Below are 26,166 nucleotides of genomic sequence, written 5' to 3'. Positions count from 1 at the left end.
TTTATGCATTCTATCATATCATTTATTTCAGTCGCTGCCCAATTTAAGAAAAAAAGTAAAGAGCCTGGGACAAGTGTCTCAGGCTCGCTGACGGTTTATTGCGCTTTAGACTTACGCTTTCCGCAAGAACGGCAGGCAGAGAGTTTTCAATTTAAAGTCTCTGCCTGACTCACCTTACTCTGGTGAAGGTCCAGCTTTTTCTTTCGTTACTTTAATTACGACGGTAGATTGAGCCTAATATTCTTTTTAATACTTTTTATTATTTCTTATATTCGGAGTTACTACTAAGTATAATTAGTTAATTTTTTACTTCTTTTAAATGAAATAATTTGACCTGGTCGAAAATGCCTTAGTTATTCTTGAGAAAATCAGGTCAACAAAGCTTTATAAGTTCACCTATCGCTGAAGAATGGATAATTTTCAATAGCTACAAAAATATTTCATATAATCTCGACCTTATTAATATGTCCCAGCTGCTTTCTACGGTTTTCTACTAATATTAATGGTTGGAGTTGCTACTAAGTATAAATTGTTGACGATTACTTGGCAAATGATGAAAGAAATTTAACACGGTCTCCCATTGGAGGAACAGCGTCATCAATTAAGTTGATCTCGATCAATTTAGGCCCATCCAGCTTTATTAAGTCATCTATCGCTGAAGAATGAATATCCTCCAGTGATGAAATGGTGTGAATGGGAATATTTATTGCTTCTACGATCGCCGAAATGGAGGTGTAAGACTGTGAAAATCGTTCATGAACTCTTTTGTATTGCAAAGAATGACCATGATGCACCATCCCAAGACGCGAATTATTAAGGACGATAAACGTAATAGGTAAGTTGTATTCTTTAGCAGTCAGGATTTCCATCCCATGCATGAAAAAGCAGCCATCCCCTGTTATACAGGCAACAGGCCGGTCACGATCAGCAAGCGCCATGCCAATACTTGACCCAATCCCAGTCCCCATTGAGCCATAGTGCACATTGATATCAAAGGATTTTGGACTAAGCACTTTCATATAGTGAATGACATAAGACATAAATTCTCCAATGTCTACTGCATACTTCGTATCACTTGGCATCAATGACTGAATTAAAGGCAAAACCGTTTTTGTATCGTAATGCTGTTCTTCAGCTAATGGGTCGTCCTTTGCCATAAATGAAAACTGCTTCGGCTTAGGCAGCAGCTGCAGCAGCTGTTTTACCGTTTTGCGGCAGTCTCCTGTAACAGGATGATCAATCACATACTTTCGGCTAAACACAGAGGGATCTCGATCTAATTGTATAACCGTTCTTCCTTCTGTAAGTTGATCCTGATAATTACTAGTTGCTGTTTCACCTAAACTTGATCCAATAATAAATAAAATTTCATGTTCACCACGATGAACTAAATCCACAGCAGCTGAATGTCCTGCAAAGCCGTATACTCCACTGTGCAGCGGATGATTCATTGGAATAAGTCCTTTTGCCTGTGGAGTTGTTACAAATGGCCAGTTCAAGGCTTCTGCAAGCTCTATTACTTCCTCGGTGCATTCTCTTGCGCCGTTGCCAATAAACAATACTCCCTTTTTAGTTGAAATCAGATTGGCTACTGATGTGATTTCTTCATATGGTGCTTCTTTTGGAGAAAATACAGGAAAATCCGGAAGGCTGACGTCATCCGCCTTTTGTAGTTGAACATCTATCGGAAGAGCAAGATGAACAGGTCCAGGCACTCCTTCAAATGCAATAGAAACCGCCTTTTGCAGTTCTTCCACCAAGTTAGAGCTCTCGGTGACAGTCGCACTGTATTTAGTCACGTGCTTAAAAACTGGAGAGGCATTTAATTCCTGCGAAGCATTCCACCCAAGAGTAGAGAGCGGGACAGATCCTGTTAAAATCAGCAGAGGAATCTGCTCGCGGGAGGCATTAGCTGCTCCTGTAACCAAATTCATGGCGCCAGGCCCGCTGCAGCCCACTACTACACCCAGTTTTCCTGAATATTTTGCATAAGCAGCGGCCATAAAGGAAGCGGCTCCCTCATGCTTTGCAACAACCGGAGTGATCTGCGGCCGGTCGTATAGCTCATCAAAAATTGCATTTACTGAACCTGCGGGAATTCCGAAAAGATAGTCAACATTCCCTTTAATTAAAAAGTCAATAATATGTCCTGCACTCTTCACGTTGTCATCCTCTTTTCCTGGTTTATTCCATTTAGTAAAAGATGTGAAATTTGTTCTGAAGGAACCGGTCTGCTGAAATAATAACCTTGCATTAAATGGCAGCCGCCCTCCATAAGAAGGTTTACCTGTTCTTCCGTTTCGACTCCTTCAGCAATTACGTCATAGTTCAACTGCTGAGCCAAGTAGATGATCGTGGAATTTAAAGCGGCTATATGAGGCTCATGCGTCATATTTTCCACAAAGGAACGATCTATTTTTATTGCATCAATCGGAAAGTCTTTTAAATAGCGCAGTGAACAGTAGCCTGTGCCGAAATCATCAAGAGAAAGCTTTAAACCAAGCTTTTTCAGATCCTGTAATTTGCTGACATGCTGCGATTGAATCAGAGTATGTTCCGTTAATTCAATTTCCAGACAAGCCGGATCCATCCCGGTTTCAGCCAATATAGATTGAATGGTTTCCACTATTCGCGGATGCTGAATTTGCCTCATGGAAAAATTAACAGCCATATTTAAGGTATAGCCTTTTTCGGTCCATATTTTATGCTGGGCAGCTGCTTTTCTCAGAACCCATTCTCCCAATTTTAAAATCATTCCTGTTTCTTCTGCAATTGGAATAAACTTATCCGGCGCTATCATCCCCCATTCAGGATGGTGCCATCGTAACAGGGCTTCAACTCCAATAATTGTATGATTACCATAATCAACTTTAGGCTGATAATGAACGTCCAGCTCATCACGTTCAAGGGCAGCATGAAGGGCATTCAATAAATTCGACCGCTCAATATTCTGTTCCATCAGCAGCCGGGTAAAGTAGTGAAAGGTTCCACCCTGTTCTTTTGCTACATACATAGCTGTGTCTGCGTTGCGAATCAAATCGTCCTCGTCACCCGCGTCATCAGGGAAAATACTGATTCCTATACTGGCGTTGGTAAACAGTTCATGGCCGTTGATTCTGAAAGGCTCGTCCAATGCTTTAATAAACTGGGAGCCGATCATGCCAAGTTCATCCGCTCGGTTTACTTCTTCAACGAGGATAATAAACTCATCTCCACCGAGCCTGGCGACGGTTATTCTTTGGTTCATAAGGGAGCGGAAACGCTCTGCCACCTCATATAGAACAAGGTCACCTATTTTGTGGCCGAGAGAATCATTAATTAACTTAAAGCGATCCAAATCAAGAAAAAGCACCCCTATTTTTGAGCCTCTGTTTCTGCTTTTGACAATTGCTTTTTTCATTTTCTGCACCAGATAGCTCCGGTTCGGAAGATGAGTAAGCAGGTCATAATAGGCCTGATGGTGAATTTTCCTTTCCATTTCCCTTCGGTCCGTTACATCGCGAAAGGTAACAACTGCCCCGCTTTGCACCCCATTGTTTTGAATAGGCATGGATACATATTCAACATCAATAATGTCTCCACTTTTTCTGGCAAACTTTTCTTCAATAGAATGTGTTTTAATTCCATTTCTCAGAGACTGGTGAATAGGAGAGCTTTGATTCGTATACAGCTCATCTTCCTTGCTGAAATGGGAGATGACCTCGTCCTGAAGGCGGCCAACCATCTCATTAACCTCCCAGTCAAGGAGAGAGGCGGCAATTGGATTGCAAAAAGTTATGACGCCAAATTCATTGAGACCATAGATTCCCTCACCGGCAGAGTTTAAAATGGATTCATTTTTTTTGCCCAGCAGACGCAAATCGTCATTCATCTGCTCCAGAATTTCGTTCTTTTCCTGCAGTTCATACGTTCTTTCGTCTATTATTTCTTCGAGCTGATCTAAATGAAGCAAATTATCCAGCACACTCGCTGTTGCATCTGCAATGGATTCAGCAAGCTGCTGTTCTGAATCGGAGTAAGTTTTAGGTCCTGAAAAATCCACGACGACGAGCGTTCCAAGAACCTCTCCTCTTGAAATAATGGGGATCGCATACATCGCTTTAAAGCCAAATGTCGCCACCGCTGTCCGATCTGGTCTTGGATCAGTTGAGACATCTGGAATTAAAACCGGTCTTTTGGTTTGAACCACCTCTTTAAATACAGGGTCTGTAATAAAATCCAATTTCATTTCCGCATGTGTTTTTTTCCAATCCTCTTCCCGCCAATGACTCTCAGAGCTTAATTTTTCAGGCAGAGGAGATTTAGATTTAAAGTCTTTTAAATGTGCCGCTACATTTTTGTTATTAAGTGCCCGCCCAATATAAACAAAGCTCGTATCAAGAACTTGCTGGATCGTTGTACACCTTGCAAGCGATTTAGTGGCATCTAGCAGCAGCTGTTTATCCTGAACTAATTTTCGCGAGTTATCGAGCAGCTCTGCATTTCGGATCGCAACCGCTGCCATCAGAACGTAGGATTCAAGCGCTTCGATTTCTTCCTCAGTCAGGTGCAGAGGAGATTGATAATCAAACAGAAAAACGAGCCCGTATAGGGACTCCTCAAAGTAAATAGGCATTCCAAAAAGAGATTTTATTTTAAAAAGCTCAATAGGTCTTGGATCCGGCCGGTTATCCTTAGATGTATCCGGTATATAGATCGCTTTTTTGGTGTCAACTATTTCCTGTGCCAAACGGTCATGCTCAAGGTCGATAATCATTTTATCAAGCGTAATGCCGTTAAAGTGATCCGGTTTCCCCACAAATCCTTGAAAACGGGATTTATCTAGCGGCAAATAAATTCCAACTGAATCGCACCGGACAATTTCCTCCGAAATGGCTTTTACCACCTGCTTTAGAACCGATCGTTTATCTAATTCTGTATGGATCATTTTTGTAATGTCTGCTAAACGTGAATAACGGTCCGGATTCATCAGAATCACACCTTTCTGCTATAGTCTTACTATCGGCAAGAAAATACAATTTCTTAGCTTGTTTACACTATTTTTACATTTATTACGGTAAATGATCTCAACTAACTGATGATTCTATTGTACCATTCTATTCTATTCGACAAATACCCTTCTTTTTAAGTGTATATTTCAATTACGACTGACTCGATTAAGAGGAGCATATTTTTCCAGCAAAAAAACCTTCATGAATCATTCGTCATGAAGGTTTTTTGGTCAATATGTCAAAATTCTCTATTATACAGTGGAAGAAACCATTTAACTCCTTTTTTATTAAAGGGAAGACATTTCATGTCGAGTATCAGATGACTGATGTATCCAAAGGCACAGGCCATCACAATGCCGCTGATTGCCATTCGGTGCTCAAGCTGATACGCAATGAAAATGAAGACCGCTGCCCCTGCCAGCGAATGTGTAGGTCCTCTATGCGGAACAAACGATGCCCCGGCTGTGAAAAGACCAAATAAGATTAGCCAGTATTCATCCCCAAGCCAGCCTGTTCCAATCAACGTAATGCCAGATAACAAGACCATAAAACGCTGGTTGATCATATACCTTGGCAGGAGAATAAGCAGGAGAGCAGCCCCAACTCCGAGTATACGGACAAAGCCGGATAATATGATCAAACTGTATGTGCCGAGTAAAACGCCTAAACAGGCAAGCGCAAACCACAGCCATTTCCTGTGAAGGGAAATCCGGTTTGAAAGCTTCCCATTGGTGTCCAGATCGGGCGCGAGAGCAGAAACACTGCCCAGCAGTATTAAAAGACCAGTGGCTGCAGGAGCCGCTTCCTGCCAGACAGCTGCGCCCAATCCCGCTCCTGCCCCCACGATTGCATGCGAGGTCCCCTTCATGTATTCATCATCCTTTTCTATTAAGCGCTCCACTTATTATACCGAACGTATGATCGGATAGCCAGAAAAGTTGAGAAATACATTAAATTTATTTAATCGTAATGATGTCTTTATCTTCAGGGTCTACACCGTTATGTACAAGAAGCTTTGTTTGAATATACGTTTGAATGACAGAAGAGGATCGCGGGTGTTTTTCAGATAAATGCATGGTGAATGGGATTTCCTTTTTCTCATTTGCTTTAATTTCCGTCATATCTTTTAACACAACTTGTTTTAACTCTTCATCATAATAAGAAAAATCACTGTCACTTCTTACTTCATTATCGTGAAAAACGAAGAGAGTTAATTGAATCCCTGCTATTTCCTGATCTCCCTGGCCTCCCTTAACCGTTACTAATCCATTAACGGAATCGCCAGGTGAAAATGTACTGGGATTAATGGTTGTCTTTACTTCCGCCCCTTCAAAACCGATTGAAGAAAAAAACTTTTCAAACATGTTAACACCTCCTTTTATTCATGATAACAAGTTTTATGGCTGGTTCCTATACATAGCCGACACTCTTAACATAAACCGCTACATACTTTGTCTGTCTCACTTTTATTTTGAGTCGCAACCGTCAGTGCTTATTTTGCATCAGGTGACACTTATTAATTCACTCATTCAATGATTTGATCCATATGGTTTTTATTCTGTCATACTAAATCAAATTTCAAAACATATCTTATAGTAAAATAATTTTTTCTATTTTATTTCTTTAGGATTAATTTTAATTATGTAAGGGTAGATTACAATTAGATGCTTTTATAACATAAAGGAGGTGTTCAAGATGAAATTACTTTGGTGGCTAATTGTTATATTAATTATTGTATGGCTAGCTGGATTTTTATTAGATATAGCAGGCGGTATTATTCATATCTTAATTGTAATTGCTATTATCCTGATTATATACAATCTGATTACAGGCAGGAAAAAATTATAGCTGTAAAAGAGCGTGCCCTTTACTATCCGGGCACGCTCTTTTACTTAATTAAGAAATTCCTCCAATGCTTCATTATTTTCTTCCCAGTACAGCTCTAAAACGGAGCCTACTCCAGGATATGAAGCATTTGAATATCCATTTTCAATAGGTATTGTCAGCCGGTCTAAATCAGCACCTCCGCTTAAAATGATTCTGCTCATTAATTCAATTTGCTTCGCATTGCTCATATTTGTTTGAATATAGGGCTGAGCAACTCCTAAAAGCTTTGGCGTTTTCATGACCCCGCTTAAACTCATTGCATGATCCTTAACCGCCTCAATAACCTGCTGCTGCCTGTTGACTCTTCCAAAATCCCCTTCGGCATCCGCTCGGAAACGGGCATAGCCAAGCAGTTCTTTTCCATTTAGTTTTTGCTGTCCTTCTTCCAGACTGACCCCGATTTTTTCAGACATTGCTTTTTCAACGTCGATTTCAATTCCATCCGGTGCCAGCGCATCCACCATATCTTCAAATGCAACAAAATCAATCATCATATAGTGTTCAACGTCTATATTGAAATTTTCTTTTATTGTTTGACGCAGAAGCTCAGGGCCTCCCAGATAAAAGGCTGTATTTAATTTGTAGCTTTGATAACCGGGTATATCGACATAAATGTCTCGCATAAGTGACACAAGCTTCACTTGATCAGTTTCGCCATCCCACTGAGCAATCATCATCGTATCTGAGCGGGATTGTTCTTCTCGTCTGCTGTCTACACCGATCAAAAGCACATTTACTTTGCCGCTATCTGATTTTACGCCTTCAAATTCCTGTTCAAACTCCAAATCAAGTCCTTGAGCATCCTTTGACATTTGTGTTCCCAGCCAATATTGTGTAAGAGAGAAAATGAGGATAAAAATGGATAATAAAATAATAAGAGCAAAAAACACTCTCCCTTTTTTCATCTTCTTTTTTCTGCGCTGCTGTCTTGTTTCCATAATGCCTCCTGAATAAATGTACGTCATAAAACCTAAGTTCTTCAAACATAAGACGATTCAAGAACTTAATTTGTTACACTTTACAATCCTTTTTAAAAGTTTGCAAGCTTTTTTCGATCAGATTAGTAGTACCCTCCGTCTCCACGGTGGTAGAATATGATGTACGTTTTAAAGATAGAGGAGGCAGGTTTCATGTCAAAAACAGAAAAAGCAACATTTGCCGGAGGATGTTTCTGGTGTATGGTTAAACCATTTGATCAATTTGATGGAATTGACTCCATTCGATCAGGCTACACAGGTGGTACTGTCGATCAGCCAAGCTATGAACAAGTAAAAAGTGGAGAAACAGGCCATATGGAAGCAGTTGAAATCGTATTTGATCCGGCTATTTTTCCCTATGAAAAATTACTGGAAATATATTGGCAGCAAGTTGATCCGACCGATGATGAAGGACAATTTCAAGACAGAGGACCGTCCTACCGGGCAGCCATTTTTTATCACAATGAAGAGCAAAAGCAAAAAGCCGAACGGTCAAAAGAAGCTCTTATTGAAAGCGCCAAATATAAAAAACCCATTGTTACCCCGATCCATGCTGCGGGTCCGTTTTGGGAAGCAGAAGACTATCATCAGGACTTTTATAAGAAAAACCCTGAAGAATACAAAGCTGACCGGGAGCAATCCGGAAGAGATGAATTTTTAGCCAAACACTGGCCGAAATAAAAAAAGGTTCGCACCGAGAGTGGTGCGAACCTTTTTTACAACCATAGCTGCATGATCAACCAGTCGAAAACGATCCATAAGCCAAAAAGCAAAAGCATGAAAAAGATAAATAATAGAATAACGTTTCTTTTTTCATGTTCCCGCTTCAGCTGCCAGTATAGGAGACAGGCTGACAGAACGATAATCACGATCCCCGTAAATAAAGCCATTCAAGCTCTCTCCATTCAATCATTAGACGGGTTTAGACACCTCGTTTATTGCCCCATACGTATGTATGAAGCTGAGGCAGCACTCTAACCCGGTTTAACGTTTCTCTTTTCATAACACATTCAATCAGCCATTCATATTTTGAGATTAAATCAGAAACAAGTCTCGTGTCGTTTGTTTCCGTTACTTGTTCATTCCCGGTTTGAATATAAAAAGGAACCAAAGGATAACGCTTATGAAGCATTTCAGCAAAATCCAGGTCCTTTTCATCAAAAACCACGACCTTTAAAGAATAAACAGAAGGTGGACGGTCCTTCAAGCGCTCCAGTATACGATCAAGGATTCCCAGATTAGGCTTCATCTTCGAGCTTGGCGGCTTCGGAGAAATTGTCAGGTCATCAATAGACAAGAACCAGTCCTGCCAGATGCTCCCCTGGGTCTCAAGAGCTACATCGATGCCTTTTTCCTGCAAAGCCGTCACCAAAACCCCCATATGTTTAATTAAAGCAGGGTTCCCTCCGGAAATGGTAACGTGAGAAAAGGCATTCCCACCTGTTTTAAAAAGCTCCTCTAATATAGAGGATGGGCTCATTTGCCTTATTTCATCTTTAGCAGAACCGTCCCACGTAAATGCTGAGTCGCACCATGCGCAGCTGTAGTCACAGCCGGCTGTACGAATAAACATTGTTTTTTGGCCGATGACCATGCCTTCTCCCTGAACCGTAGGACCGAAAATTTCAAGTACAGGTATTTTCTTTTCTGTTGTTTGAAGCATGCTACACCCTCCCTGATTTGGGACGATAAATAACATAGCTTGTTGGTGTTTCACGCAGATAAATTTGCAGACAAACAGGCTTGTTTGCCGTTTGATCAAGATGCTCCTGAATGATTTCATACATGACTCTCGCTACGACTTCTGTTGTAGGAAAAGTATTTCCGCTTTCTGACGGGAAACGTGCATCTTCATTTAAAACTCCATGGTCAAACCGGTCATGAAGCAGGTTTTTAATCGTCTTAAAATTCACAAGAAATCCTGAATCATCTAACTCATCTCCAGCTATGGTCACATTGGCAAAGTAGGTGTGCCCGTGAACGTGCTGGCATTTGCCTGCTGCTTCATGTGGAATGGAATGAGCCGCAGCAAAATGAAAATCCTTGTTTAATTCATAAGAGTATGAATGGTTCGTTGAGGGATATATTTGTTGTATCACGTCGTTTTCGCCCCCTTTTTTTCCAGAAATTCAATCATGCCTTTATTTCTTAGTCTGCAGGCAGGACATTCCCCGCAGCCGGTTCCCATCAGTCCGTTGTAGCAGGTTAGCGTATGTTCTTTAATATAGTCAAATGCCTGCAATTCATCAGCAAGCTCCCACGTTTGCGCCTTGTCGAGCCACATTAGAGGAGTATGAACAACAAAATCCTCTTCCATTGACAAATTGATGGTTACATTTAACGATTTCATGAATACATCACGACAATCGGGATAGCCGCTAAAATCCGTTTCGCATACTCCCGTAATTATATGTCGTGCGCCAATTTGCTTTGCCAGCACCGCAGCAAATGACATAAAAAGAAGATTCCTCCCAGGTACAAAAGTAGAAGGCAGCTCTCCTTCTTTTTCTTCAATTGGCTGATCCGTTCGGGTTAATGCAGATGGAGCAAGCTGATTAAGAAGACTCATGTCCAATACATGGTGGCGCACATTCAATTCCTTTGTAATTTGCCTGGCTGCTTCAATTTCCTTATGATGACGCTGCCCATATTCAAACGTAACCGCTTCAACATGGGTAAATTGTTTTAATGCCCAAAATAAACAAGTTGTACTATCCTGGCCCCCGCTGAAAACAACGAGCGCTTTTTGATTTTTATCCATAAAAAAACCTCCTCTTCTATTGATAGAAGAAAGAGTGCTCACGAAAAAGACAAGTACTGACCCTCAGCTCTTAGTCCCTAGTTTTTTATAGAGGGATGGTCGCGAACCTCTTTTTTATCCAATATCATTTTGTATTATAGCACAGGTACGTACCTATTTAAAATTTGGTGTATGAAGATTAGATAAAAACAGCCGCCCCTGAAATGGGACGGCTGTTTCAAATTAAAATTTACGCGGATTAGGAATTACTTCAAGCAATCGCGAACCTTCTTCCATTTTGCTTCCGCAGATTGGACAAGTTGGAGAACCTTCCCCGTGACTTGAAAAATTAGATCTCATCCACCCTTTGCATTCATCAGATGAGCATTCCCAAACTGGAGTTTCTTCTTTAACCACTTCTTCTGTTGGCTTACGCTGAAACATAGTTTTGTCTCCCTTCAAGAACCATTGTCCATTAATACAGATTGCTCAAAAAAATAAATCACCCAATGATAAAGCTGTGAATAATCTCAAGCTTCATATTAAGTGAAAGAAAATTTGATATACGAGTGGTACTTAACACTATTTTACTTTATCGATCCTTTTTTGTCAACTGTGAGTAAATCGGTTATTAATCCACAGCAAATAAGGACAGATGAACCATCTGCCCCCTACTCCCAAAATTTAGATTAAAGCTGATTTGTTTTATTGGAAGACTCCTCCTGCTTTTCATTAAAATAATGAACAGCAGTCTGCGCTCCTTCTTCCTTCATCTTTTCGTCTTCGAGATCATAAGAACCGGTTGCTTTAGGCGCCTGGCTTTCCTGATCATTCATAGATTGCTTCGCCTGATCAATCAGCTGGTTAATTTTCTCTTTAGTGTCGTTAAAAGCAACGGTTGCTTTTTCACGATTATCCTTATTTTTAAAATAAGCGTATCCTGCTGCGCCAAGACCAAGCAGTGCATAGCGTTTCATGCCCATATAAAACCCTCCTAATTATTCATAGTACTTCTATTTCCTTAATTCATATTTAATAAACCTTACGTTGTGATTTTTTAATTGTCACGCTAAACAGATGTACGTTTAATGTGGGAATCAATGGGAATATATAAAAAAAGGAGGTTTTATCATGTCTAAAGATAAGCATAACCGCACTTCCAATAAATATGATCAGCCTGATAGTCTTAACAGTGAGAAGGAAAGCATTCTTGATAAATTTGAGGATGAGCAGATGACGGATCCAATCCCTATGGAGGATCAAAAACAAGATATGAAAGACGAGAAAAATAAACATCATACCAAATCTTCTTCTTCAAGTGAAAAATCCCGTCCCTGAACTGTTTAATAAGCGTCTGCATAAAAATCTTGTTTTATGATAAAATAGAGTTGAACGCACCAGACTTCATGGAGGTGGATATGATGGCCCGATCTGATTATGAAGAGCACGAAAAAACCGGCAGAAATCATTCTCAAAAAATTAAGGCACATCAGCTCCTTGGTTCAGGAATGAAAGAGGACGAAGTTCAAGAGCTTGCTGAACACCGCGAAGATGGATGGGAATATGTAGATGACCCTTAAAATTATCGGCTTTACTCACATAAGTCCCTGCAATTTTGCAGGGACTTTTTTTTGTTCTGTTTTTTTTCTTTAATTGAGTGGGTATTAACTTGTCACAAATGTTCCGCCGTTGATATGGATGGTTTGACCGGTCATATAGCTCGAGTCGTCTGAAGCGAGCAAAACATAAGCAGGTGCCAGTTCTGCCGGTTGACCAGGTCTCTCCATTGGTGCATCCACACCAAATTTCTCTACTTTGTCTGCTTCAAATGTTGATGGGATCAGAGGCGTCCAAATAGGGCCTGGCGCAACAGAGTTTACACGTATCTTTCTGCTGACTAATGATTTGGAAAGAGATCGGGTAAATGTAGCGATTGCTCCTTTTGTAGCTGAATAGTCAATTAGTGTTTCATTGCCTGCATAAGCAGTTACAGAGCCCGTATTGATAATTGTGCTGCCTTCTTTTAAATGAGGAAGTGCTGCCTTTACCAAATGAAACATGGAAAAGATGTTGGTTTTAAATGTTTTTTCAAGCTGCTCAGTCGAAATTTCCTCAATCGACTGCTGGGGATGCTGTTCTGCAGCATTATTCACCAGAATATGCAGGGAGCCTAATTCATTTACAGTGTTTTGTACAGCAAGCTTGCAGAATTCCTCATTTCCTACATCACCTGACAATAGAAGGCATTTTCCTCCGTATTGCATGATTTCTTCTTTTGTCACTTTAGCATCTTCATGTTCTTCTAAATAAATGACGGCAACATCTGCCCCTTCTTTTGCATAGGCAATAGCCGCTGCTTTGCCGATTCCGCTGTCTCCTCCTGTAATAAGCGCTACTTTACCCTTTAGTTTACCCGAACCTTTATAATCAGGATCGTTGTGAATCGGCTCCGGATTCATTTGATTTGTTTCACCAGGCTGTTGATTTTGATGCTGAGCCGGCTGCCCGCCTTTTTGCTGATTTGTAAACTCCATTATAATCTCTCCTTTTTAAAAGATGGTTTATTATTTCCTTGTGCAATAAAATAAATAACTTCTTGCTTTTTTTTAATTCAATTTTCCACCACCAACTTCCGGCAAATGAAAGAATAGTTATTGCTTCCCTTTTTAGACAAACAAAAAACCACCCCGCTTTCAGGTGGCTACACATTTTCCTTTAAATAAACAGGCGACATTGTACTTCCTGTTTTCGAAATTGCTGAAAAAATAAAGCAATAATCCGGGAAAGATTCTTTCAGTTTACTAGAGATCGAAAGAAGATCTTCTTTCCTGCTGAAGATTATGATGGCGGGTCCTGCTCCACTTACAGTCGTTGCGTAGGCTCCAAGCATGCCAGCTTCTTTTCGAATCTGATGAAATGAATCAATCCACTTTACCCTGTAAGGCTCATGATACTCATCTTTTTCCATCATTGTGCCTGCAGTCTTCCAGTCTTTATTCATGATTGCGGCGATCATGAGGTTTGCAGCTGCACTGGTCCGGATAGCTGATGAATGTGAAATCTCATCAGGAATTACTTTACGGGAATCAGCCGTTATCATTTCATGAGAAGGAACTAAAAGTATTACACTGACTTCAGTAGTATCCAGCTTTAGGCTTGTTAATTCGTTTTGTGTATATCTGCTGACGGTGACTCCTCCAAGTACAGCAGCAGATACATTATCAGGGTGTCCTTCTATGTCACAAGCCAGCTTTATTTTTTCCGTATCTGACAGGGATAAAGACATCAGAAAATCCGCGATCACGATGGCCGTCACAATAGCTGCTGCACTGCTGCCCATCCCTTTTGATAATGGAATTTGAGATGTCACAGAAAGAGAAGCAGGCGGTGCTGTTGTATTGAATTGTTTCTCCATTTTTCTGATCGTGGATAAGATTAAGTTGCGCTCATCTGTAGGAAGACACCGGTGGCTGTCCTCCTCATACTGAATATCCCAATTGGCAGAGGGAGTCACTACCGTGTGCTGATGCAAGTTTAAGGCTGCACCGACTGAATCAAATCCAGGCCCTAAATTGGCTGTCGTCGCCGGGACTTTAACCTGAAATGGAGTAAATGTCATACTTTTACTCCTCCCTTCAGCTCAGCCCGCAATTCATTAATATTCGCTCTTATTTTAACCGGCTCGAGATTAGAGGATTGAATAGCTGTTTCAGGATCTTTCAATCCATTTCCTGTCAATACAGCCACAACGGTGCTGCCTTTTTGTATTAAACCTGCCTCTGCCTTCTTTTTTAATCCGGCTATTGAAGCGCAGGATGCTGGTTCAGCAAAAATTCCTTCTTTTCTAGCTAACAGCTGGTAGGCTTCAAGAATTTCTTCATCAGAAACTGCTAAAATATCACCTGCAGATTCTTTTAATGCGTTCAAAGCTAATTTCCAGCTGGCGGGATGTCCAATTCGAATAGCAGTAGCCACCGTTTCAGGCTGCTCCACAATCCGGTTCAGGACGATAGGTGCTGCTCCTTCTGCCTGCACTCCTAATAACACAGGACGGCTTCCCCCATGTTTTGCCTGATATTCTGTAAAGCCCTTCCAATAAGCAGAGATATTCCCTGCATTTCCCACCGGAAGCGCCAGCACGTCAGGAACGTTGCCAAGCTGGCTAAGCACCTCGAACGCTGCTGTTTTTTGTCCTTCGAGACGAAATGGATTTACAGAGTTTACAAGTGTGATATCTTCTTCCTCACTTATTCTTCTTACAAGTGTCAGTGCTTCATCAAAATTGCCGTCAATTGAAACAATATCCGCCCCGTACATCCGTGCTTGAGCAAGTTTTCCAAGCGCAATTCGTCCATCCGGTATGACGACAATTGTCCTTAGTCCCGCTCTGGCCCCGTATGCTGCTGCAGAAGCAGAAGTATTTCCAGTAGAGGCGCATATGATTGCTTTGCTTCCTTCTTCTTTTGCTTTTGCAACAGCCATTACCATTCCGCGGTCTTTAAAGGAACCTGTTGGATTCGCTCCTTCAAGTTTTACGTGAAGGTCAATCCCCCACTCCTTAGATAAGTGAACCAAAGGCACGAGAGGAGTATTGCCTTCTAATAGACTTACATTTGGCGTAGATGGTGAAACGGGAAGCCACTCTTCGTACTCTTTTATTAGTCCCTGCCACATCATCTCACACCGCCTTCCACACGGTAATTAGATATAATTTGTTTAACGGATGATGTTGCGTTCAGTTCATTAATAATCTCTGATTGATTTTTTCTTGATAAAGAATGGGTAATCAGAATTACCTCAGCTTCCCCTTCTTTTTCACCCGGTCGTTGAATGATCGAACCAAGACTCGCGTGATGCCTGCTGTAAATGGATGTTAATTCAGAAAAAACACCAATCTCATCTTTAACAAGCAAACGGTGAAAAAATTGAGCACTTTGCTGATCTTCACCTTTTAAATGTCTGGAATTCATAGGATTATGACTTCGTTTTCCACCGACGCCAAGCAATAAATTTCTGCATGCAGCAAGGATATCTGATACAACTGACGTGGCAGTAGGCATTGACCCTGCACCTGGTCCATAAAACATTGTTTCCCCGACAGCATCTCCATATATATAAACCGCATTGTATTCATTTCGGACAGACGATAAAGGATGAGAAGATGCTAAAAATACCGGTTCAACAGAGACATCAATTCCATCTTGATCTCTTTGCGCAAATCCAAGCATTTTCACACTGTATCCAAATTGTTCAGCCAGTTCAAGATCTTCTGTGCTGATTGCAGTCATTCCTTCTACGGAGACATCTTCAAGATGAACTTCCATCGAAAAAGCGAGCGTTGCCAGGATGGCCATTTTTCTGGCAGCATCAAGCCCTTCCACATCTGAAGTTGGATCGCTTTCAGCAAAACCCAGTTCCTGTGCTTTTTGGAGTGCTTCCTTATATGACCATTTTTCTTCTTTCATTTTTGTAAGAATGTAATTGGTTGTCCCGTTTACAATCCCCATAATTCCTGAGATTCTGTCTGAAGCCAGACCGTCTTCAAGCGTGCGGATAATAGGAATTCCTCCTGCTACACTTGCTTCATAATACAAATCACAGCTGTTTTCATGAGCCAGACGCAGGAGTGAATGACCATGCAGGGCCATTAAATCTTTATTAGCAGTAATTACCGGTTTTCCTGCTGTTAATGCTTCTTCAATTGCCTCTCTTGCTTCCTCTATTCCTCCCATTACCTCAACTACTACATCAATAGAAGAATCGTGAATAACATCTGAAACATTTGAGCAAAGCACGCCTTCGTCTACAGAAGTACCACGCTCTTTTTCCATATCCCGCACAACGATTTTTCCTATTTTCACCCTTACCCCGAGGCGTTGAGTCAGTTCCTTTTCGTTGTCACGGATCATAGTAGCAACCCCGCTGCCTACCGTACCAAATCCCAGCATACCGATTGTTAGATCTTTTTTCGTCATAAGGCACCTGCTTCCACCTACCGTATGTATTTATACGAAGGACATTTGTTTTTAATATACGGACAATTATATCGATTGTAAGAACGTGTGACAACCCAAAATAATGAACTTTTTTTAAAAAGACCCCGCGCCAGTACTGAAATCGTTTACATTTAAAAAACATATTTGATTAATCTGCTATTGCTTTACCGTTTAGGTACGAAGGCAATAAGTGTAAGAATAGGGGCATTTTGAACAAAAGAAATTCTGCGGATCGCCTTTTTGCTTTTCCCGTGATCCAGTACCAGCAGAAAAAAATCATTATTCACTGCTTCATATCCGATACCAGTAACCCAGTGATAGCGGTACTTATATTTTTTTGACAACCACCTGAACGAAGACCACTGATCAAATTTTATTGCTGCAGGCCGATTGTGATCTATTTCCTGCATATACAGTTCCACAAATTTAGTTTTTCTTGCTTTTTTCACAAAACCAAATGGTCTCATGGTTTTCATCAGTTTTCCGGCGGATAAACCAAACCATCCCGCTTTAGAGTGGATATACCATTTTTTCAGCCATTGATCATCTGATTCTGAATGAGGGTAATGGTAATTCAGAATGGTTGCCAATGAAGTGGGACCGCAGGCTGAATTTTTACCTCTTTGAGATAAAGGAACGTCATACTGCGAAAAAGCTTTTACGTTCTGAATAATCTTTTTGGATTCCATGTTAGACCCGCTTTCTTTGTAAAAAATTTTTATAGCACCTTTGATTTTATTATGGGAAAATATAAGCATGAATGAGAGAAAGGTGTGTTTTCTTGACGAAGGCTGTAAATTTTTTTGGTACCCTCATCGTATTGCTGCTTACGAATGGGGCTTTCGCTTTTGGACTACAAACTGCTTTTATTGATATATCAGTGATCATAGGAATTGCATCAACCGTAATTGTAAGAATGTTTACTTCCCCGAGCAATTGGGCGAAAGCGAATCGTTCCGGCTTCTCAAGCAGTATGGAAACTGTTCAGCTTGATAAAAAAGAAAGCCTTGTCGAACCCCGCAGCATTCTTTACGCATGCTATGCTTATACTTTGATTTTTTTAATTGTGGTTATCGTAACATATTTTGACTACTTTATTTCCTGAATGTTTTGTATTTTTATCTTTAATGTATGAAAGGCTGGCATCTTACTGAAATACGTTAAACAAGCGTTTTTTGGAAGAAGGTGTCTCCATGCAGGAGAAGCCAGAGAGCTTGGTTTTATCAGAGCAAGTATTCCGGTAAAGCCAGCCCTTCTCTGCTTAAAGCATCTCCCGTAAGCGCGGTAAATCGGTGAGATAGCTATAGACACTTTTGTCCTAGACTCGTTTTGTTTAATTCGGCCAGACTATTGGGTAAAGAGTAGTTTAGCTGCAGGTTCAATTTAATTCAATGTGCTTTTTATTCTTGAAAGCATTTGAACTGACCGAAGCAAAAACTACATATTTACTGGAGGCTGTTTATGACGAAAAAAAACCGTATTAGAAATGGCAAGCTACTTCCTTTATCCAAAAAGAAAAACGATGTATCCACGCAAACAGATCAATCCTCAAAAAAGATGGACCCGCTTCCTTTTACAGGCAGCATTGCAGAAAGCCATAATAAGATTAAATCCATCATTGCTTCTTTAGATCGAACTGAAATTAAAACAGATGAAACAGATTATATACATGCTGTCGTAAAAAGCAGAGTATTAAAATTCAAAGATGATGTGGAATTCCTGTTCGATGACCAGACAAATTTAGTTCATTTCCGGTCTGCTTCCCGTACAGGAACGTATGACTTTGGAGTAAACCGTAAGAGAATGAAAACTATTTCTGATCAGTACAGAGAGGAGAATTAATATGGAAAGATATCAAGTGGCCGTTATCGGGGGAGGCTCTGCAGGCATGACAGCTGCTGCAGGAGCTGCAAGCATGGGTGCAAAGACAGCCTTGATTGAAAAAAAAGATTCTCTTGGTGGAGACTGCCTTCATTATGGCTGCGTTCCATCTAAATCTCTGATTGATGCAGCAGCCCGCGTTGATACAATCAAATCGCAGAATTTTGGCTTTAATGTAACAGGGGAACTGAACTTTAATCTTGTAAAAGAGCATGTTAAATCAGCTCAGAGCATTATACAGGAGATTGATGGAACTGATCGCTTCACAGACCTTGGAGTAGATGTCTATTTTGGAGGAGCATCGTTTTTATCACCACACGAAATTAAAATTGGTCATACTGATGTAGTTTACGCAGAAAAAATTATTATCGCAACGGGCTCCTCACCAGTCATTCCTCCTATAGAGGGAATCAAAGACATTACTTATGTGACAAACGAAACTATTTTTGATTTAGAGAAGCTGCCTGAACACCTGGGCATTATTGGCGGTGGTACAGTAGGTGTGGAAATGGCCCAGGCTTTCGCCAAATTAGGATCAAAAGTCACTATCGTTGAAGGGTCAGACCAGCTTTTTTCTAAAGAAGATCAGGATATATCTACATTTATGTATAATGTATTGAAAGAAGAAATAGACATCGAACTGAATACAAAGGTCGTAAAAACGGAATCTGACAGCGGCAGTATTAAACTTCATTTGTCTCACCGCAGTGGAAAAGAAGAAATAAAAATAGTTGACACACTTCTGGTCGCTGCCGGAAGAAAACCCAGCTTAAATTCACTTGATCTTGCTAAAGCAGGAGTCGCCGTGAAAAACGGTTTTGTAGAAGTAGACAAGACGTTTGCCTCTTCCCAGCCGCATATTTTTGCTGTGGGAGATGTAATAGAAACCCTTCCTTTTACTCATGCTGCAGGAGAAGAAGCTAAAACCGTCGTACCAAATGTTTTGTTTGGCCTTAAGCGCGGTCTGGATCATGCACACACTCCCTGGGTTACCTTCACTTCGCCAGAGGTGTTTCATGTAGGGAAAACGGAACAGCAGCTTCAGTCCGAAAAGGCAGATTACCGTACGTACCGGGCTCACCTTGATGAAGTGGATCGTTTCATTACTTCCCATGAGACAAGAGGTTTCGTAAAAATTCTTACGGATAAAAAAGGAAGGATCTTAGGTGCTCATGCGGCCGGCAAAGAAGCGGGAGAATGGATGCAGATTGCTGTGTTTGCGATGAAAAATAAACATAAAATCGGCAGTTTATCCAGAATGATTTATTCGTATCCTACAAAAGCCGGCGCCCTTCAAAAAGCGGCTGATCTTTACTGGAGAGAAAAATTATTTGAAGGACCTCTTCCAAAACTGACAAAAAAATTCCTTGATCTGAAGTACAAAGTCACTTCCAGAAACGATCACCATCCTAAACAGGAAGAACTTCCGCTTAAGAACACTCAATAAAAACACGAAAATGAGGCAGCGTCTCCGCTGCCTCATTTTTATGCAAAATATATCCCTGCCGGTTACCTTATTTGTCCGTTTCCGCTCATTACATATTTAATTGTGGTTAACGCAGGAAGTCCCATAGGCCCTCTTGCATGCAGCTTTTGAGTAGAGATTCCAATTTCGGCCCCAAAACCAAGTGCACTTCCGTCTGTAAAGCGTGTAGAAGCATTATGATAAACGGCAGCTGCGTCCACCAATCCCTTAAAGCGGGCTGCAGTATCATCATTTTCAGTTACAATCGCTTCGGAGTGCTTTGTGCCATATCGGTCTATATGGGCAATAGCATCATCTGCATCTTTGACAATTTTCACTGCAACATCCAGGCTTAAAAATTCATTTTCCCAGTGTTCTTCCTGAGCTGGCAGGGCTCCCGGGATAAGTTGAACAGCTGCTTCATCACCATACACACCTATGCCGGCTTCTTTCAGAGCCTTAATAATTTCATCCTGATGCCGCTCCATAAATTCTTCATGCAGAATCAGCGTTTCAGCGGCATTACAAACTGCCGGACGATCTGTTTTTGCATTGATAAAGATCGAAATCGCTTTTTCAACGTCTGCATCTTTATCTATATAAATATGACAATTGCCGACACCTGTTTCAAGAACTGGTACAGTTGCATTATTTACTACCGCTTGAATCAGCTTGCCGCCTCCTCTTGGAATCAGCACATCAATATGCTCTTTCATCGTAAACAGCTCCTGAGTAGCCGACCGGTCGGTGCTGTCAATAAACTGAACAGCATCAGGAGATATCTTCGTTGAAACCAGCGCTTCTTTCATTACCTTTACAATCGCTCGATTCGAATGAATTGCGGTAGAACCGCCTTTAAGCACGATTGAGTTGCCCGATTTTAACGCAAGACCAGTCGCATCAGCCGTTACATTCGGACGCGCTTCATAAATCATGCCAATAACGCCAAGCGGCACGCGAACGGTTTGTACATTCAGTCCATTGTCAAGCGTCCATTCTGCTGCTACTTCCCCGGAAGGATCCTCAAGCCCGGCTACCTGCCGCAGTCCTTCAGCAAAATCTCTCACACGCTCATCTGTTAGAGATAAGCGGTCCATATAAGCCTCATCAAAATGATTTCGACGACCGTTCTCCAGATCTTTTTCATTGGCTTCTAAAATTTCCTCAGCATGTTCCTCTAAAGCTTTTGCTATCCAGTAAAGCGCCTCATTTTTATCCTGTGTAGAGAGCAGTCCCAGTTCCTTTGAAGCTTTTTGAGCTAATGCTGCCTGTTCTTTCACGTTTACTGGTTCCATTGCTGTTGTCATCAAACCCACTCCTTATGTGTTTTATGCACTTCAGCTATGATTAGACCCCGATCGGGATGGCAACTTCAAGTTCGCAGACAAAGGAGTCACTATGCATAGCCGCTTCTCTTTTATCAGACGCTTCATTTTGTTCAAGCTGAAATGCTTCAAGGTCACGGGAGGAATAATTTACAACCCCTAAACCTAGTTTGTTTTTATTTAAATCAAGAATTCGTACAACGGATCCTTTTTTAAAGTGACCGCTTATCTGGTAAATCTGACTTGGAAGAAGACTTCCTTTTTCATTTACTATGGCTTCCTTTGCTTCTTCTTCTATCAGAATTTCCCCTTCAGGTCCTGAATTAAACGCAATCCATTGTCTGTAATGATCGAGGTTCTGCTCAGGCTGTGCTACGGTAAAATACGTTCCTCTTGCTTCTTCATTTACAGCATCCACTAAAATGTTTTTAACTCCTGCTTTTCCAAGGAAAGAAGGGATACCGGATGCCATCGAGATTTTAAATGCATCAATTTTGGATCTCATTCCGCCTGTTCCTACTGCAGAACCAGGCTCTCCTGCCATATCTTCTATTTCAGGGGTAATTTCTGATACTTCCTTCAGCAGCGATGCAGATGGTGTTTTTCTCGGATCAGCATCATACAACCCATCAATATCAGACAAAATAATTAACTGATCGGAGGCTACAAGACCTGCTACTTTTGCAGAAAGGGTATCATTATCGCCAAATCGCAAGCGATCCGTTGTAACTGTGTCATTCTCGTTTACAATGGGTACAATTCCCCGCTCCAGCAAAACATTAATTGTATTCCGCACATTATTGTACCTAGTCTCATCGGAAAAATCACTGCGAGTAATTAATATTTGAGAAGCAGCATATCCGTGGGAAGAAAAAAGCTCTGAATACGTTTCAATGAGTCTGCCCTGTCCTACTGCTGCTGCAGCCTGCTTTTCAGGCAAGGAATCAGGACGGTTTACAAAGCCAAGAGTCCTGTAGCCTGCAGCTACTGCTCCGGAAGAAACCAATACAACCTCGTGTCCTTCATCTTTTAACTCGGCTACCTGATCGGTAATTCTTTCAATTTTTCGTCTGCTGATATCCCCGGATAAACTTGTTAAAGAACTGCTTCCGATTTTAATGACTACTCTTTTTTGATTGTCCGATGTCATACTATCACTCCTTAAAAAATTTCATACTCCATTTTTTATTTAGGCAAAATTTATAGTTTAATTTAAATTGAAACAGGTGCTTTTTGCAGATCTTTTGAAATTTCTATTGAACGGTTCATCGCACCTTCAATTGCTGCCTTTATAGCGGCTCCACCGCCTGAATCAGCAAGCGCATTAAGTCCCGCAGCAGTTGTGCCATTTGGGGAAGTAACATTATGTCTTAATTCAGCAGGTGTTTCTTCCCGTTCCATTACCATTTTTGCTGCACCTAAAATGGTCTGTGCTCCAATTTTTCTTGCTAGCCCTACATCCATTCCATGTTCAAATGCTGTTTTTTCAATATGCTCCATTAAATAGTAGAAATAAGCAGGACCGCTCCCTGCGATTCCAGTGAATAAATCCATTTGATCTTCTTCAATAATGTATACCTGGCCGATGCAGGTTAACAGGCTTTGTGCCAATTTGATATTTTTCATTGTCACATGCTCACCCGGTGAAATTGCAGTTGCAGATTCCTGAAGCATGCTTGAGGTATTCGGCATGACCCTGATTACCTGCTGTCCGGGCTGAAGATGCTGCTGCATGAACTCAGTCGAGATTCCTGCAAGTACGCTCATGACAACTTGATCAGGTGTAATTTCATATTTTATACGGTTCAATGAAGCTTCTGCATCCTTTGGTTTCATTGCTAAGAAAATAACATCAAAAGAAGATAGCTGCACTTTGTCTCGTTTAATTCCTTGTACACCATATCGGTTATGCAGCTCCAGAAGCCTCTCTTCATTCCCTCTATTTGTTACTGTAATCTGGTGAGCCTCAAGCATCCCTGTTTGGACGATACCTGAAACCATCGCTTCTGCCATGTTTCCTGCTCCGATAAAAGCTACTCGTAAATTCGTTGACATCGCTTATCCATCTCCTTTAGCAAAAAATGTTCTCTATTTGTTCGCTCAATTTTTATCACGCTAGTTATCGTAACATCTGGGAGGTGGACATCAAGGGTAAAATGAAAAGTAGTGAGATAGAAAGGGATATGAGCAGTGAAAGCGCTATCCTGGGTGTTTATTTTGGGATAAAGCCAAAATATACCGTAATAGAGCCTGAGATTGGATGATATGAGGAAATGATAGTCGTGAGGAATTTATGAGAGTTGGTATATCAAGGTTTTGAACTAGGACGCCATTCTTTAATATACCTCCCCTCATACAGGAGATCCCTTACTTCGGTTGAATAAAAAAAAGAGGAAGAAAACTGATGCATTTTATCTATAGTATGGGGTGCAATTTCCCCTCCCTCTTTTCAAACGTCTGCGTGAGGCTCAGCAAAACGTCAAAAAGCCTAAGACACATTTGTCCCAGGCTCATTTTAAAATGGTGAAAAATAACGAATCACGTTTCTCCCACAGATAAATTAAATTTTGTTTTTAAATCATTTACTAATTTAGAATGATACTCTGGGGATACAGTGCCCTTAGAACCTCGAATAATTTCAGTCGCATAATGAAGAGGTGGAGCACATTCTTTTACAGGATCAAGAACGATAAAGGTTAATGATTTTTCATAAAGTCTGCCATCTACCATTACATCAATCATGGCCGGTCTGTACGTGCCGTTATAAACACCCTCTCTCATAAACAGGTATTCCACTGCTTCTTTGTTTACCTTATAAAGCACGCCTTCTCCCTGTTTACCCGTTTCGATTAAGTTGGCCCTGCCACCGTCATGAACAGATAGTGAATAATTCATTTCCAGCCGGTCGGTCAATCCTCCTCCTATCTTATTGGTAAACAGATGATCTACATCTGCGAGTTTAAATCGTTCATTATCCATACAGGAACCATAGGCAAAATAGGTATGATTATCTTTTTCTATTTCTAAATGAACGAGCCAGTCTCCATATGTTAATGGAAATAACCCAACTGCCTGTTCTTCTGAATTGATAAATGTCACGCACTCAATTTCACCGAGTAAATCCGTCATTACGGAGATGGTGGAGGGCTGATAAAATGTTTCTGCTTTTGTATTCCCATAATTGAGGTCCTTAATCTCAAGAAGCTTTTCGTTTGATATTTTATATACTTCTCCATAAACTCTTTTAGGCCCTTTATTAATAAAATAAGGAAAGCCTTTTTCAGGGTCATATAAATTTCCTTTTGACCATGCTTGGGAAGCAACTAGTTCTTCATTTTGAATTACTTGATGATTGCTGCCATGTTTTCTTAGAGTTCCATAAACAAATAGATACATAAGACGCTCCTTTAAATGTTTGATCGCTCCTGATTTTTCCTATGTTAAGATGCCGCAGCATTAAACTTATGCAAGCAATGTGCTGACAAGTAAGACAACGTACAAATGTTCGTGTTATACTAATCCCAGGTGATGAATATGAATTTAGTTCGATGGACGTTTGCAGGGAGAGGAAAAATACGTGCCTATTTTGACGATTTTCCAGCTTCCACTGTTGTCCTCTCAAAAATAAGATCTTATTATTTTATCAGGCACGTAAAGTGGGATGAAAGAGATCCGATTGTTGATAAAACCGCTTTAACTCAAATGGAAATAATTATAAACAAGGAAATGGAGACACTTGACGCTTATAATCAACGACGAAATAAATAATGTCCTCCCATATCTTTTCCGATACAGTTACAATAAAGAAACACGAAGAGGAATTCAAGCCGAAATTTATTACGATTAGACAGGAGTTACTATGAATACGAAAAAAAATATTACATTCAAGATTGGATTATCCGCAAGCATTCTTTCACTTGCAGTTTTCACCTCATCAGCAAAAGCTGAAATTTCAACACCGCAAGTATATGTGGCCCTTGGGGATTCTGTCGCTGCGGGAGCGACGCCATATGAATCGCTGGACGCAGGCTATGCGGATATAATCGCAGATACACTTGCACAAAATGGATTGCTGGCTGCCTTTTCAAAAGATTTTGCAGTACCAGGCTTTGCTGTAAGCGATATTGACGAACTTCTTGATGAAGAAGAAATAAGGCAGACGGTCAGCCAGGCATCCCTTATTACTTTATCAGCAGGTGCTAATAATATCCTAGGTCTTGTCAGGCAGGATGCAGCCGGCCGTACAGTAACTTATGATCAGCTCACAGCAAATTATACGTTGAACCAGATGAGGATACAATATGGAGACCTTTTAGATGAAATACAAGACATTAATCCAGAAGCCTCTATTTATGCTATCGGCTATTATTTTCCATACCCGCATGTCCTTTCTACGCAGCAGGAAGGCGTAAGAAAAATGCTCGACCTTGTTAATGAAATCATAGAAAATGAAGCCACTAAAAGAAGTATTGATTTTGTAGATGCAGGAGCTGACTTTGACGGGGCTGGACTGGAGTATCTGCCTAATCCGGTAGACGTCCATCCCAACCAGCAAGGATATTTATCCATAGCTAACTCTTTTTTCGCAGAAGCTGAGCCAGCCCTCCAAGCTGCAGAGGAAAACATCCCGCCAAATCCCGGTATGTCTCCCTTCCTGGAAAATTTGATGCCTCCTGAACAGACTGAAGAAGAAACCGCTGCAGATCAGGCTGGAGAATTAAATCAGGATCCTTCAGAAGATGAACAGGAAGTTCCTCAAGAGGGAACCCCGGGTATTTCAGAAGATGGAACTGGAGAAACCCCTACTATAACGGAAGAGCCGACTGCCCAAATCAAGCAGCTTTATGCACCTCATCTTGCAAGCGCAATACAGCACTTTACTGTTTTAAAGAGCTGAGAAAAGT

At 40.9% G+C, this 26,166-nt stretch carries 29 protein-coding genes and 1 riboswitch; of the genes, 9 read left to right on the top strand and 20 right to left on the bottom strand.

Features of this window, described 5'->3' with window-relative positions:
- Positions 1 to 539 precede the first annotated feature (539 nt).
- The 4 genes from ACQCT8_RS04810 to ACQCT8_RS04795 all read right to left on the bottom strand — a co-directional run bounded on the left by ACQCT8_RS04810 (position 540) and on the right by ACQCT8_RS04795 (position 6,355).
- Complete coding sequence (locus ACQCT8_RS04810) at positions 540 to 2,162, bottom strand: thiamine pyrophosphate-binding protein (protein WP_426868936.1); 1,623 nt, start codon at positions 2,160 to 2,162, stop codon at positions 540 to 542.
- Positions 2,159 to 4,969: an EAL domain-containing protein gene (locus tag ACQCT8_RS04805; RefSeq protein ID WP_426868935.1), complete on the bottom strand. Its 2,811-nt coding sequence runs from the start codon at positions 4,967 to 4,969 to the stop codon at positions 2,159 to 2,161. The genes ACQCT8_RS04810 and ACQCT8_RS04805 overlap by 4 nt, the downstream gene beginning before the upstream one ends.
- 260 nt (positions 4,970 to 5,229) lie before the next feature.
- Complete coding sequence (locus ACQCT8_RS04800) at positions 5,230 to 5,859, bottom strand: metal-dependent hydrolase (RefSeq protein ID WP_426868932.1); 630 nt, start codon at positions 5,857 to 5,859, stop codon at positions 5,230 to 5,232.
- Between the two features lie 88 nt (positions 5,860 to 5,947).
- Complete coding sequence (locus ACQCT8_RS04795) at positions 5,948 to 6,355, bottom strand: sporulation protein (RefSeq protein WP_426868930.1); 408 nt, start codon at positions 6,353 to 6,355, stop codon at positions 5,948 to 5,950.
- A 331-nt stretch (positions 6,356 to 6,686) separates the two neighbouring features.
- Between ACQCT8_RS04795 and ACQCT8_RS04790 the strand changes: the two genes are divergently transcribed.
- Positions 6,687 to 6,839: a lmo0937 family membrane protein gene (locus ACQCT8_RS04790; protein ID WP_426868929.1), complete on the top strand. Its 153-nt coding sequence runs from the start codon at positions 6,687 to 6,689 to the stop codon at positions 6,837 to 6,839.
- 44 nt (positions 6,840 to 6,883) lie between these two features.
- On the opposite strand, the gene ACQCT8_RS04785 is transcribed toward ACQCT8_RS04790, so the two are convergent.
- Positions 6,884 to 7,816 carry an LCP family protein gene (locus ACQCT8_RS04785; protein WP_426868927.1) on the bottom strand — a complete coding sequence of 311 codons (933 nt, stop codon included), beginning with the start codon at positions 7,814 to 7,816 and terminating at the stop codon, positions 6,884 to 6,886.
- A 192-nt stretch (positions 7,817 to 8,008) separates the two neighbouring features.
- Between ACQCT8_RS04785 and msrA the strand changes: the two genes are divergently transcribed.
- Complete coding sequence (msrA, locus tag ACQCT8_RS04780; protein WP_426868925.1) at positions 8,009 to 8,536, top strand: peptide-methionine (S)-S-oxide reductase MsrA; 528 nt, start codon at positions 8,009 to 8,011, stop codon at positions 8,534 to 8,536.
- A 35-nt stretch (positions 8,537 to 8,571) separates the two neighbouring features.
- On the opposite strand, the gene ACQCT8_RS04775 is transcribed toward msrA, so the two are convergent.
- From ACQCT8_RS04775 to ACQCT8_RS04750, 6 genes are all read right to left on the bottom strand, one after another.
- Positions 8,572 to 8,745, bottom strand: coding sequence for a hypothetical protein (locus ACQCT8_RS04775; protein WP_426868923.1), 174 nt, complete (start codon positions 8,743 to 8,745; stop codon positions 8,572 to 8,574).
- A 32-nt stretch (positions 8,746 to 8,777) separates the two neighbouring features.
- A complete protein-coding gene (gene queE / locus ACQCT8_RS04770) occupies positions 8,778 to 9,518 on the bottom strand; it encodes a 7-carboxy-7-deazaguanine synthase QueE (RefSeq protein WP_426868921.1) in 741 nt (246 codons plus the stop codon).
- 1 nt (position 9,519) lies between these two features.
- Positions 9,520 to 9,954 (bottom strand): 6-carboxytetrahydropterin synthase QueD, encoded by a 435-nt coding sequence (queD, locus tag ACQCT8_RS04765; RefSeq protein ID WP_426868919.1) that lies wholly within the window; start codon positions 9,952 to 9,954, stop codon positions 9,520 to 9,522.
- A complete protein-coding gene (gene queC / locus ACQCT8_RS04760; RefSeq protein WP_426868917.1) occupies positions 9,951 to 10,616 on the bottom strand; it encodes a 7-cyano-7-deazaguanine synthase QueC in 666 nt (221 codons plus the stop codon). Before queC ends, queD begins: the two co-directional genes overlap by 4 nt.
- A gap of 71 nt (positions 10,617 to 10,687) precedes the next feature.
- A riboswitch (PreQ1 riboswitch) is annotated at positions 10,688 to 10,732 on the bottom strand.
- Positions 10,733 to 10,838: 106 nt separating this feature from the next.
- A complete protein-coding gene (locus ACQCT8_RS04755) occupies positions 10,839 to 11,039 on the bottom strand; it encodes a cold-inducible protein YdjO-related protein (RefSeq protein ID WP_278239149.1) in 201 nt (66 codons plus the stop codon).
- Positions 11,040 to 11,284: 245 nt separating this feature from the next.
- Positions 11,285 to 11,578, bottom strand: coding sequence for a hypothetical protein (locus tag ACQCT8_RS04750; RefSeq protein ID WP_426868915.1), 294 nt, complete (start codon positions 11,576 to 11,578; stop codon positions 11,285 to 11,287).
- A 148-nt stretch (positions 11,579 to 11,726) separates the two neighbouring features.
- Here ACQCT8_RS04750 and ACQCT8_RS04745 point away from each other — a divergent pair, with 148 nt between their 5' ends.
- Together ACQCT8_RS04745 and ACQCT8_RS04740 are read left to right on the top strand one after the other, a co-directional pair.
- The gene (locus ACQCT8_RS04745; RefSeq protein WP_426868913.1) at positions 11,727 to 11,933 is read left to right on the top strand and encodes a hypothetical protein; all 207 of its coding nucleotides are present in this window, start codon (positions 11,727 to 11,729) and stop codon (positions 11,931 to 11,933) included.
- 83 nt (positions 11,934 to 12,016) lie between these two features.
- Complete coding sequence (locus ACQCT8_RS04740; protein ID WP_426868911.1) at positions 12,017 to 12,175, top strand: hypothetical protein; 159 nt, start codon at positions 12,017 to 12,019, stop codon at positions 12,173 to 12,175.
- A gap of 84 nt (positions 12,176 to 12,259) precedes the next feature.
- Here ACQCT8_RS04740 and ACQCT8_RS04735 read toward each other — a convergent pair whose 3' ends face one another.
- The 5 genes from ACQCT8_RS04735 to ACQCT8_RS04715 all read right to left on the bottom strand — a co-directional run bounded on the left by ACQCT8_RS04735 (position 12,260) and on the right by ACQCT8_RS04715 (position 17,280).
- A complete protein-coding gene (locus ACQCT8_RS04735; protein ID WP_426868909.1) occupies positions 12,260 to 13,129 on the bottom strand; it encodes an SDR family oxidoreductase in 870 nt (289 codons plus the stop codon).
- A gap of 167 nt (positions 13,130 to 13,296) precedes the next feature.
- Positions 13,297 to 14,214 (bottom strand): homoserine kinase, encoded by a 918-nt coding sequence (gene thrB / locus ACQCT8_RS04730; RefSeq protein WP_426868907.1) that lies wholly within the window; start codon positions 14,212 to 14,214, stop codon positions 13,297 to 13,299.
- Positions 14,211 to 15,272 carry a threonine synthase gene (gene thrC / locus ACQCT8_RS04725; RefSeq protein WP_426868906.1) on the bottom strand — a complete coding sequence of 354 codons (1,062 nt, stop codon included), beginning with the start codon at positions 15,270 to 15,272 and terminating at the stop codon, positions 14,211 to 14,213. Before thrC ends, thrB begins: the two co-directional genes overlap by 4 nt.
- The gene (locus tag ACQCT8_RS04720; RefSeq protein ID WP_426868905.1) at positions 15,269 to 16,570 is read right to left on the bottom strand and encodes a homoserine dehydrogenase; all 1,302 of its coding nucleotides are present in this window, start codon (positions 16,568 to 16,570) and stop codon (positions 15,269 to 15,271) included. Before ACQCT8_RS04720 ends, thrC begins: the two co-directional genes overlap by 4 nt.
- A gap of 185 nt (positions 16,571 to 16,755) precedes the next feature.
- Entirely contained in the window at positions 16,756 to 17,280 is a 525-nt protein-coding gene (locus ACQCT8_RS04715) for a C39 family peptidase (protein ID WP_426868903.1), read from the bottom strand.
- Between the two features lie 92 nt (positions 17,281 to 17,372).
- Between ACQCT8_RS04715 and ACQCT8_RS04710 the strand changes: the two genes are divergently transcribed.
- From ACQCT8_RS04710 to ACQCT8_RS04700, 3 genes are all read left to right on the top strand, one after another.
- Positions 17,373 to 17,696, top strand: a complete 324-nt coding sequence (locus tag ACQCT8_RS04710; protein ID WP_426868901.1) for a hypothetical protein — start codon at positions 17,373 to 17,375, stop codon at positions 17,694 to 17,696.
- A gap of 356 nt (positions 17,697 to 18,052) precedes the next feature.
- The gene (locus tag ACQCT8_RS04705) at positions 18,053 to 18,433 is read left to right on the top strand and encodes a DUF1499 domain-containing protein (RefSeq protein WP_426868899.1); all 381 of its coding nucleotides are present in this window, start codon (positions 18,053 to 18,055) and stop codon (positions 18,431 to 18,433) included.
- A gap of 1 nt (position 18,434) precedes the next feature.
- On the top strand, positions 18,435 to 19,919 hold the full coding sequence (locus ACQCT8_RS04700) for a dihydrolipoyl dehydrogenase family protein (protein WP_426868898.1): 1,485 nt from the start codon (positions 18,435 to 18,437) through the stop codon (positions 19,917 to 19,919).
- Between the two features lie 62 nt (positions 19,920 to 19,981).
- Here ACQCT8_RS04700 and ACQCT8_RS04695 read toward each other — a convergent pair whose 3' ends face one another.
- From ACQCT8_RS04695 to ACQCT8_RS04680, 4 genes are all read right to left on the bottom strand, one after another.
- Positions 19,982 to 21,244, bottom strand: coding sequence for a glutamate-5-semialdehyde dehydrogenase (locus ACQCT8_RS04695; protein WP_426868896.1), 1,263 nt, complete (start codon positions 21,242 to 21,244; stop codon positions 19,982 to 19,984).
- 40 nt (positions 21,245 to 21,284) lie between these two features.
- Positions 21,285 to 22,412: a glutamate 5-kinase gene (gene proB / locus ACQCT8_RS04690; RefSeq protein ID WP_426868894.1), complete on the bottom strand. Its 1,128-nt coding sequence runs from the start codon at positions 22,410 to 22,412 to the stop codon at positions 21,285 to 21,287.
- A 62-nt stretch (positions 22,413 to 22,474) separates the two neighbouring features.
- A complete protein-coding gene (gene proC, locus ACQCT8_RS04685; protein ID WP_426868892.1) occupies positions 22,475 to 23,317 on the bottom strand; it encodes a pyrroline-5-carboxylate reductase in 843 nt (280 codons plus the stop codon).
- A gap of 483 nt (positions 23,318 to 23,800) precedes the next feature.
- Complete coding sequence (locus tag ACQCT8_RS04680) at positions 23,801 to 24,658, bottom strand: gamma-glutamylcyclotransferase (protein ID WP_426868890.1); 858 nt, start codon at positions 24,656 to 24,658, stop codon at positions 23,801 to 23,803.
- 138 nt (positions 24,659 to 24,796) lie between these two features.
- Here ACQCT8_RS04680 and ACQCT8_RS04675 point away from each other — a divergent pair, with 138 nt between their 5' ends.
- Together ACQCT8_RS04675 and ACQCT8_RS04670 are read left to right on the top strand one after the other, a co-directional pair.
- Positions 24,797 to 25,030: a hypothetical protein gene (locus ACQCT8_RS04675; protein ID WP_426868888.1), complete on the top strand. Its 234-nt coding sequence runs from the start codon at positions 24,797 to 24,799 to the stop codon at positions 25,028 to 25,030.
- 91 nt (positions 25,031 to 25,121) lie between these two features.
- Entirely contained in the window at positions 25,122 to 26,159 is a 1,038-nt protein-coding gene (locus tag ACQCT8_RS04670) for an SGNH/GDSL hydrolase family protein (protein ID WP_426868886.1), read from the top strand.
- Positions 26,160 to 26,166: the final 7 nt, after the last annotated feature.

Source organism: Jeotgalibacillus proteolyticus, from assembly GCF_050107735.1.
Classification (GTDB): Bacteria; Bacillota; Bacilli; order Bacillales; family Jeotgalibacillaceae; genus Jeotgalibacillus; species Jeotgalibacillus proteolyticus_A.
Note: the sequence above shows the minus strand (reverse complement) of the source record. Positions and strands in the feature narration are given on the sequence as shown.

Excerpts from the sequence above, each read along its gene's own strand:
- ACQCT8_RS04805 (WP_426868935.1), bottom strand. The coding sequence starts at position 4,969 with ATGAATCCGGACCGTTATTCACGTTTAGCAGACATTACAAAAATGATC.
- ACQCT8_RS04800 (WP_426868932.1), bottom strand. The coding sequence starts at position 5,859 with ATGAAGGGGACCTCGCATGCAATCGTGGGGGCAGGAGCGGGATTGGGC.
- ACQCT8_RS04795 (WP_426868930.1), bottom strand. The coding sequence starts at position 6,355 with ATGTTTGAAAAGTTTTTTTCTTCAATCGGTTTTGAAGGGGCGGAAGTA.
- ACQCT8_RS04790 (WP_426868929.1), top strand. The coding sequence starts at position 6,687 with ATGAAATTACTTTGGTGGCTAATTGTTATATTAATTATTGTATGGCTA.
- ACQCT8_RS04785 (WP_426868927.1), bottom strand. The coding sequence starts at position 7,816 with ATGGAAACAAGACAGCAGCGCAGAAAAAAGAAGATGAAAAAAGGGAGA.
- msrA (WP_426868925.1), top strand. The coding sequence starts at position 8,009 with ATGTCAAAAACAGAAAAAGCAACATTTGCCGGAGGATGTTTCTGGTGT.
- ACQCT8_RS04775 (WP_426868923.1), bottom strand. The coding sequence starts at position 8,745 with ATGGCTTTATTTACGGGGATCGTGATTATCGTTCTGTCAGCCTGTCTC.
- queE (WP_426868921.1), bottom strand. The coding sequence starts at position 9,518 with ATGCTTCAAACAACAGAAAAGAAAATACCTGTACTTGAAATTTTCGGT.
- queC (WP_426868917.1), bottom strand. The coding sequence starts at position 10,616 with ATGGATAAAAATCAAAAAGCGCTCGTTGTTTTCAGCGGGGGCCAGGAT.
- ACQCT8_RS04755 (WP_278239149.1), bottom strand. The coding sequence starts at position 11,039 with ATGTTTCAGCGTAAGCCAACAGAAGAAGTGGTTAAAGAAGAAACTCCA.
- ACQCT8_RS04750 (WP_426868915.1), bottom strand. The coding sequence starts at position 11,578 with ATGGGCATGAAACGCTATGCACTGCTTGGTCTTGGCGCAGCAGGATAC.
- ACQCT8_RS04745 (WP_426868913.1), top strand. The coding sequence starts at position 11,727 with ATGTCTAAAGATAAGCATAACCGCACTTCCAATAAATATGATCAGCCT.
- ACQCT8_RS04740 (WP_426868911.1), top strand. The coding sequence starts at position 12,017 with ATGGCCCGATCTGATTATGAAGAGCACGAAAAAACCGGCAGAAATCAT.
- ACQCT8_RS04735 (WP_426868909.1), bottom strand. The coding sequence starts at position 13,129 with ATGGAGTTTACAAATCAGCAAAAAGGCGGGCAGCCGGCTCAGCATCAA.
- thrB (WP_426868907.1), bottom strand. The coding sequence starts at position 14,214 with ATGACATTTACTCCATTTCAGGTTAAAGTCCCGGCGACGACAGCCAAT.
- thrC (WP_426868906.1), bottom strand. The coding sequence starts at position 15,272 with ATGATGTGGCAGGGACTAATAAAAGAGTACGAAGAGTGGCTTCCCGTT.
- ACQCT8_RS04720 (WP_426868905.1), bottom strand. The coding sequence starts at position 16,570 with ATGACGAAAAAAGATCTAACAATCGGTATGCTGGGATTTGGTACGGTA.
- ACQCT8_RS04715 (WP_426868903.1), bottom strand. The coding sequence starts at position 17,280 with ATGGAATCCAAAAAGATTATTCAGAACGTAAAAGCTTTTTCGCAGTAT.
- ACQCT8_RS04705 (WP_426868899.1), top strand. The coding sequence starts at position 18,053 with ATGACGAAAAAAAACCGTATTAGAAATGGCAAGCTACTTCCTTTATCC.
- ACQCT8_RS04700 (WP_426868898.1), top strand. The coding sequence starts at position 18,435 with ATGGAAAGATATCAAGTGGCCGTTATCGGGGGAGGCTCTGCAGGCATG.
- ACQCT8_RS04695 (WP_426868896.1), bottom strand. The coding sequence starts at position 21,244 with ATGACAACAGCAATGGAACCAGTAAACGTGAAAGAACAGGCAGCATTA.
- proB (WP_426868894.1), bottom strand. The coding sequence starts at position 22,412 with ATGACATCGGACAATCAAAAAAGAGTAGTCATTAAAATCGGAAGCAGT.
- proC (WP_426868892.1), bottom strand. The coding sequence starts at position 23,317 with ATGTCAACGAATTTACGAGTAGCTTTTATCGGAGCAGGAAACATGGCA.
- ACQCT8_RS04680 (WP_426868890.1), bottom strand. The coding sequence starts at position 24,658 with ATGTATCTATTTGTTTATGGAACTCTAAGAAAACATGGCAGCAATCAT.
- ACQCT8_RS04675 (WP_426868888.1), top strand. The coding sequence starts at position 24,797 with ATGAATTTAGTTCGATGGACGTTTGCAGGGAGAGGAAAAATACGTGCC.
- ACQCT8_RS04670 (WP_426868886.1), top strand. The coding sequence starts at position 25,122 with ATGAATACGAAAAAAAATATTACATTCAAGATTGGATTATCCGCAAGC.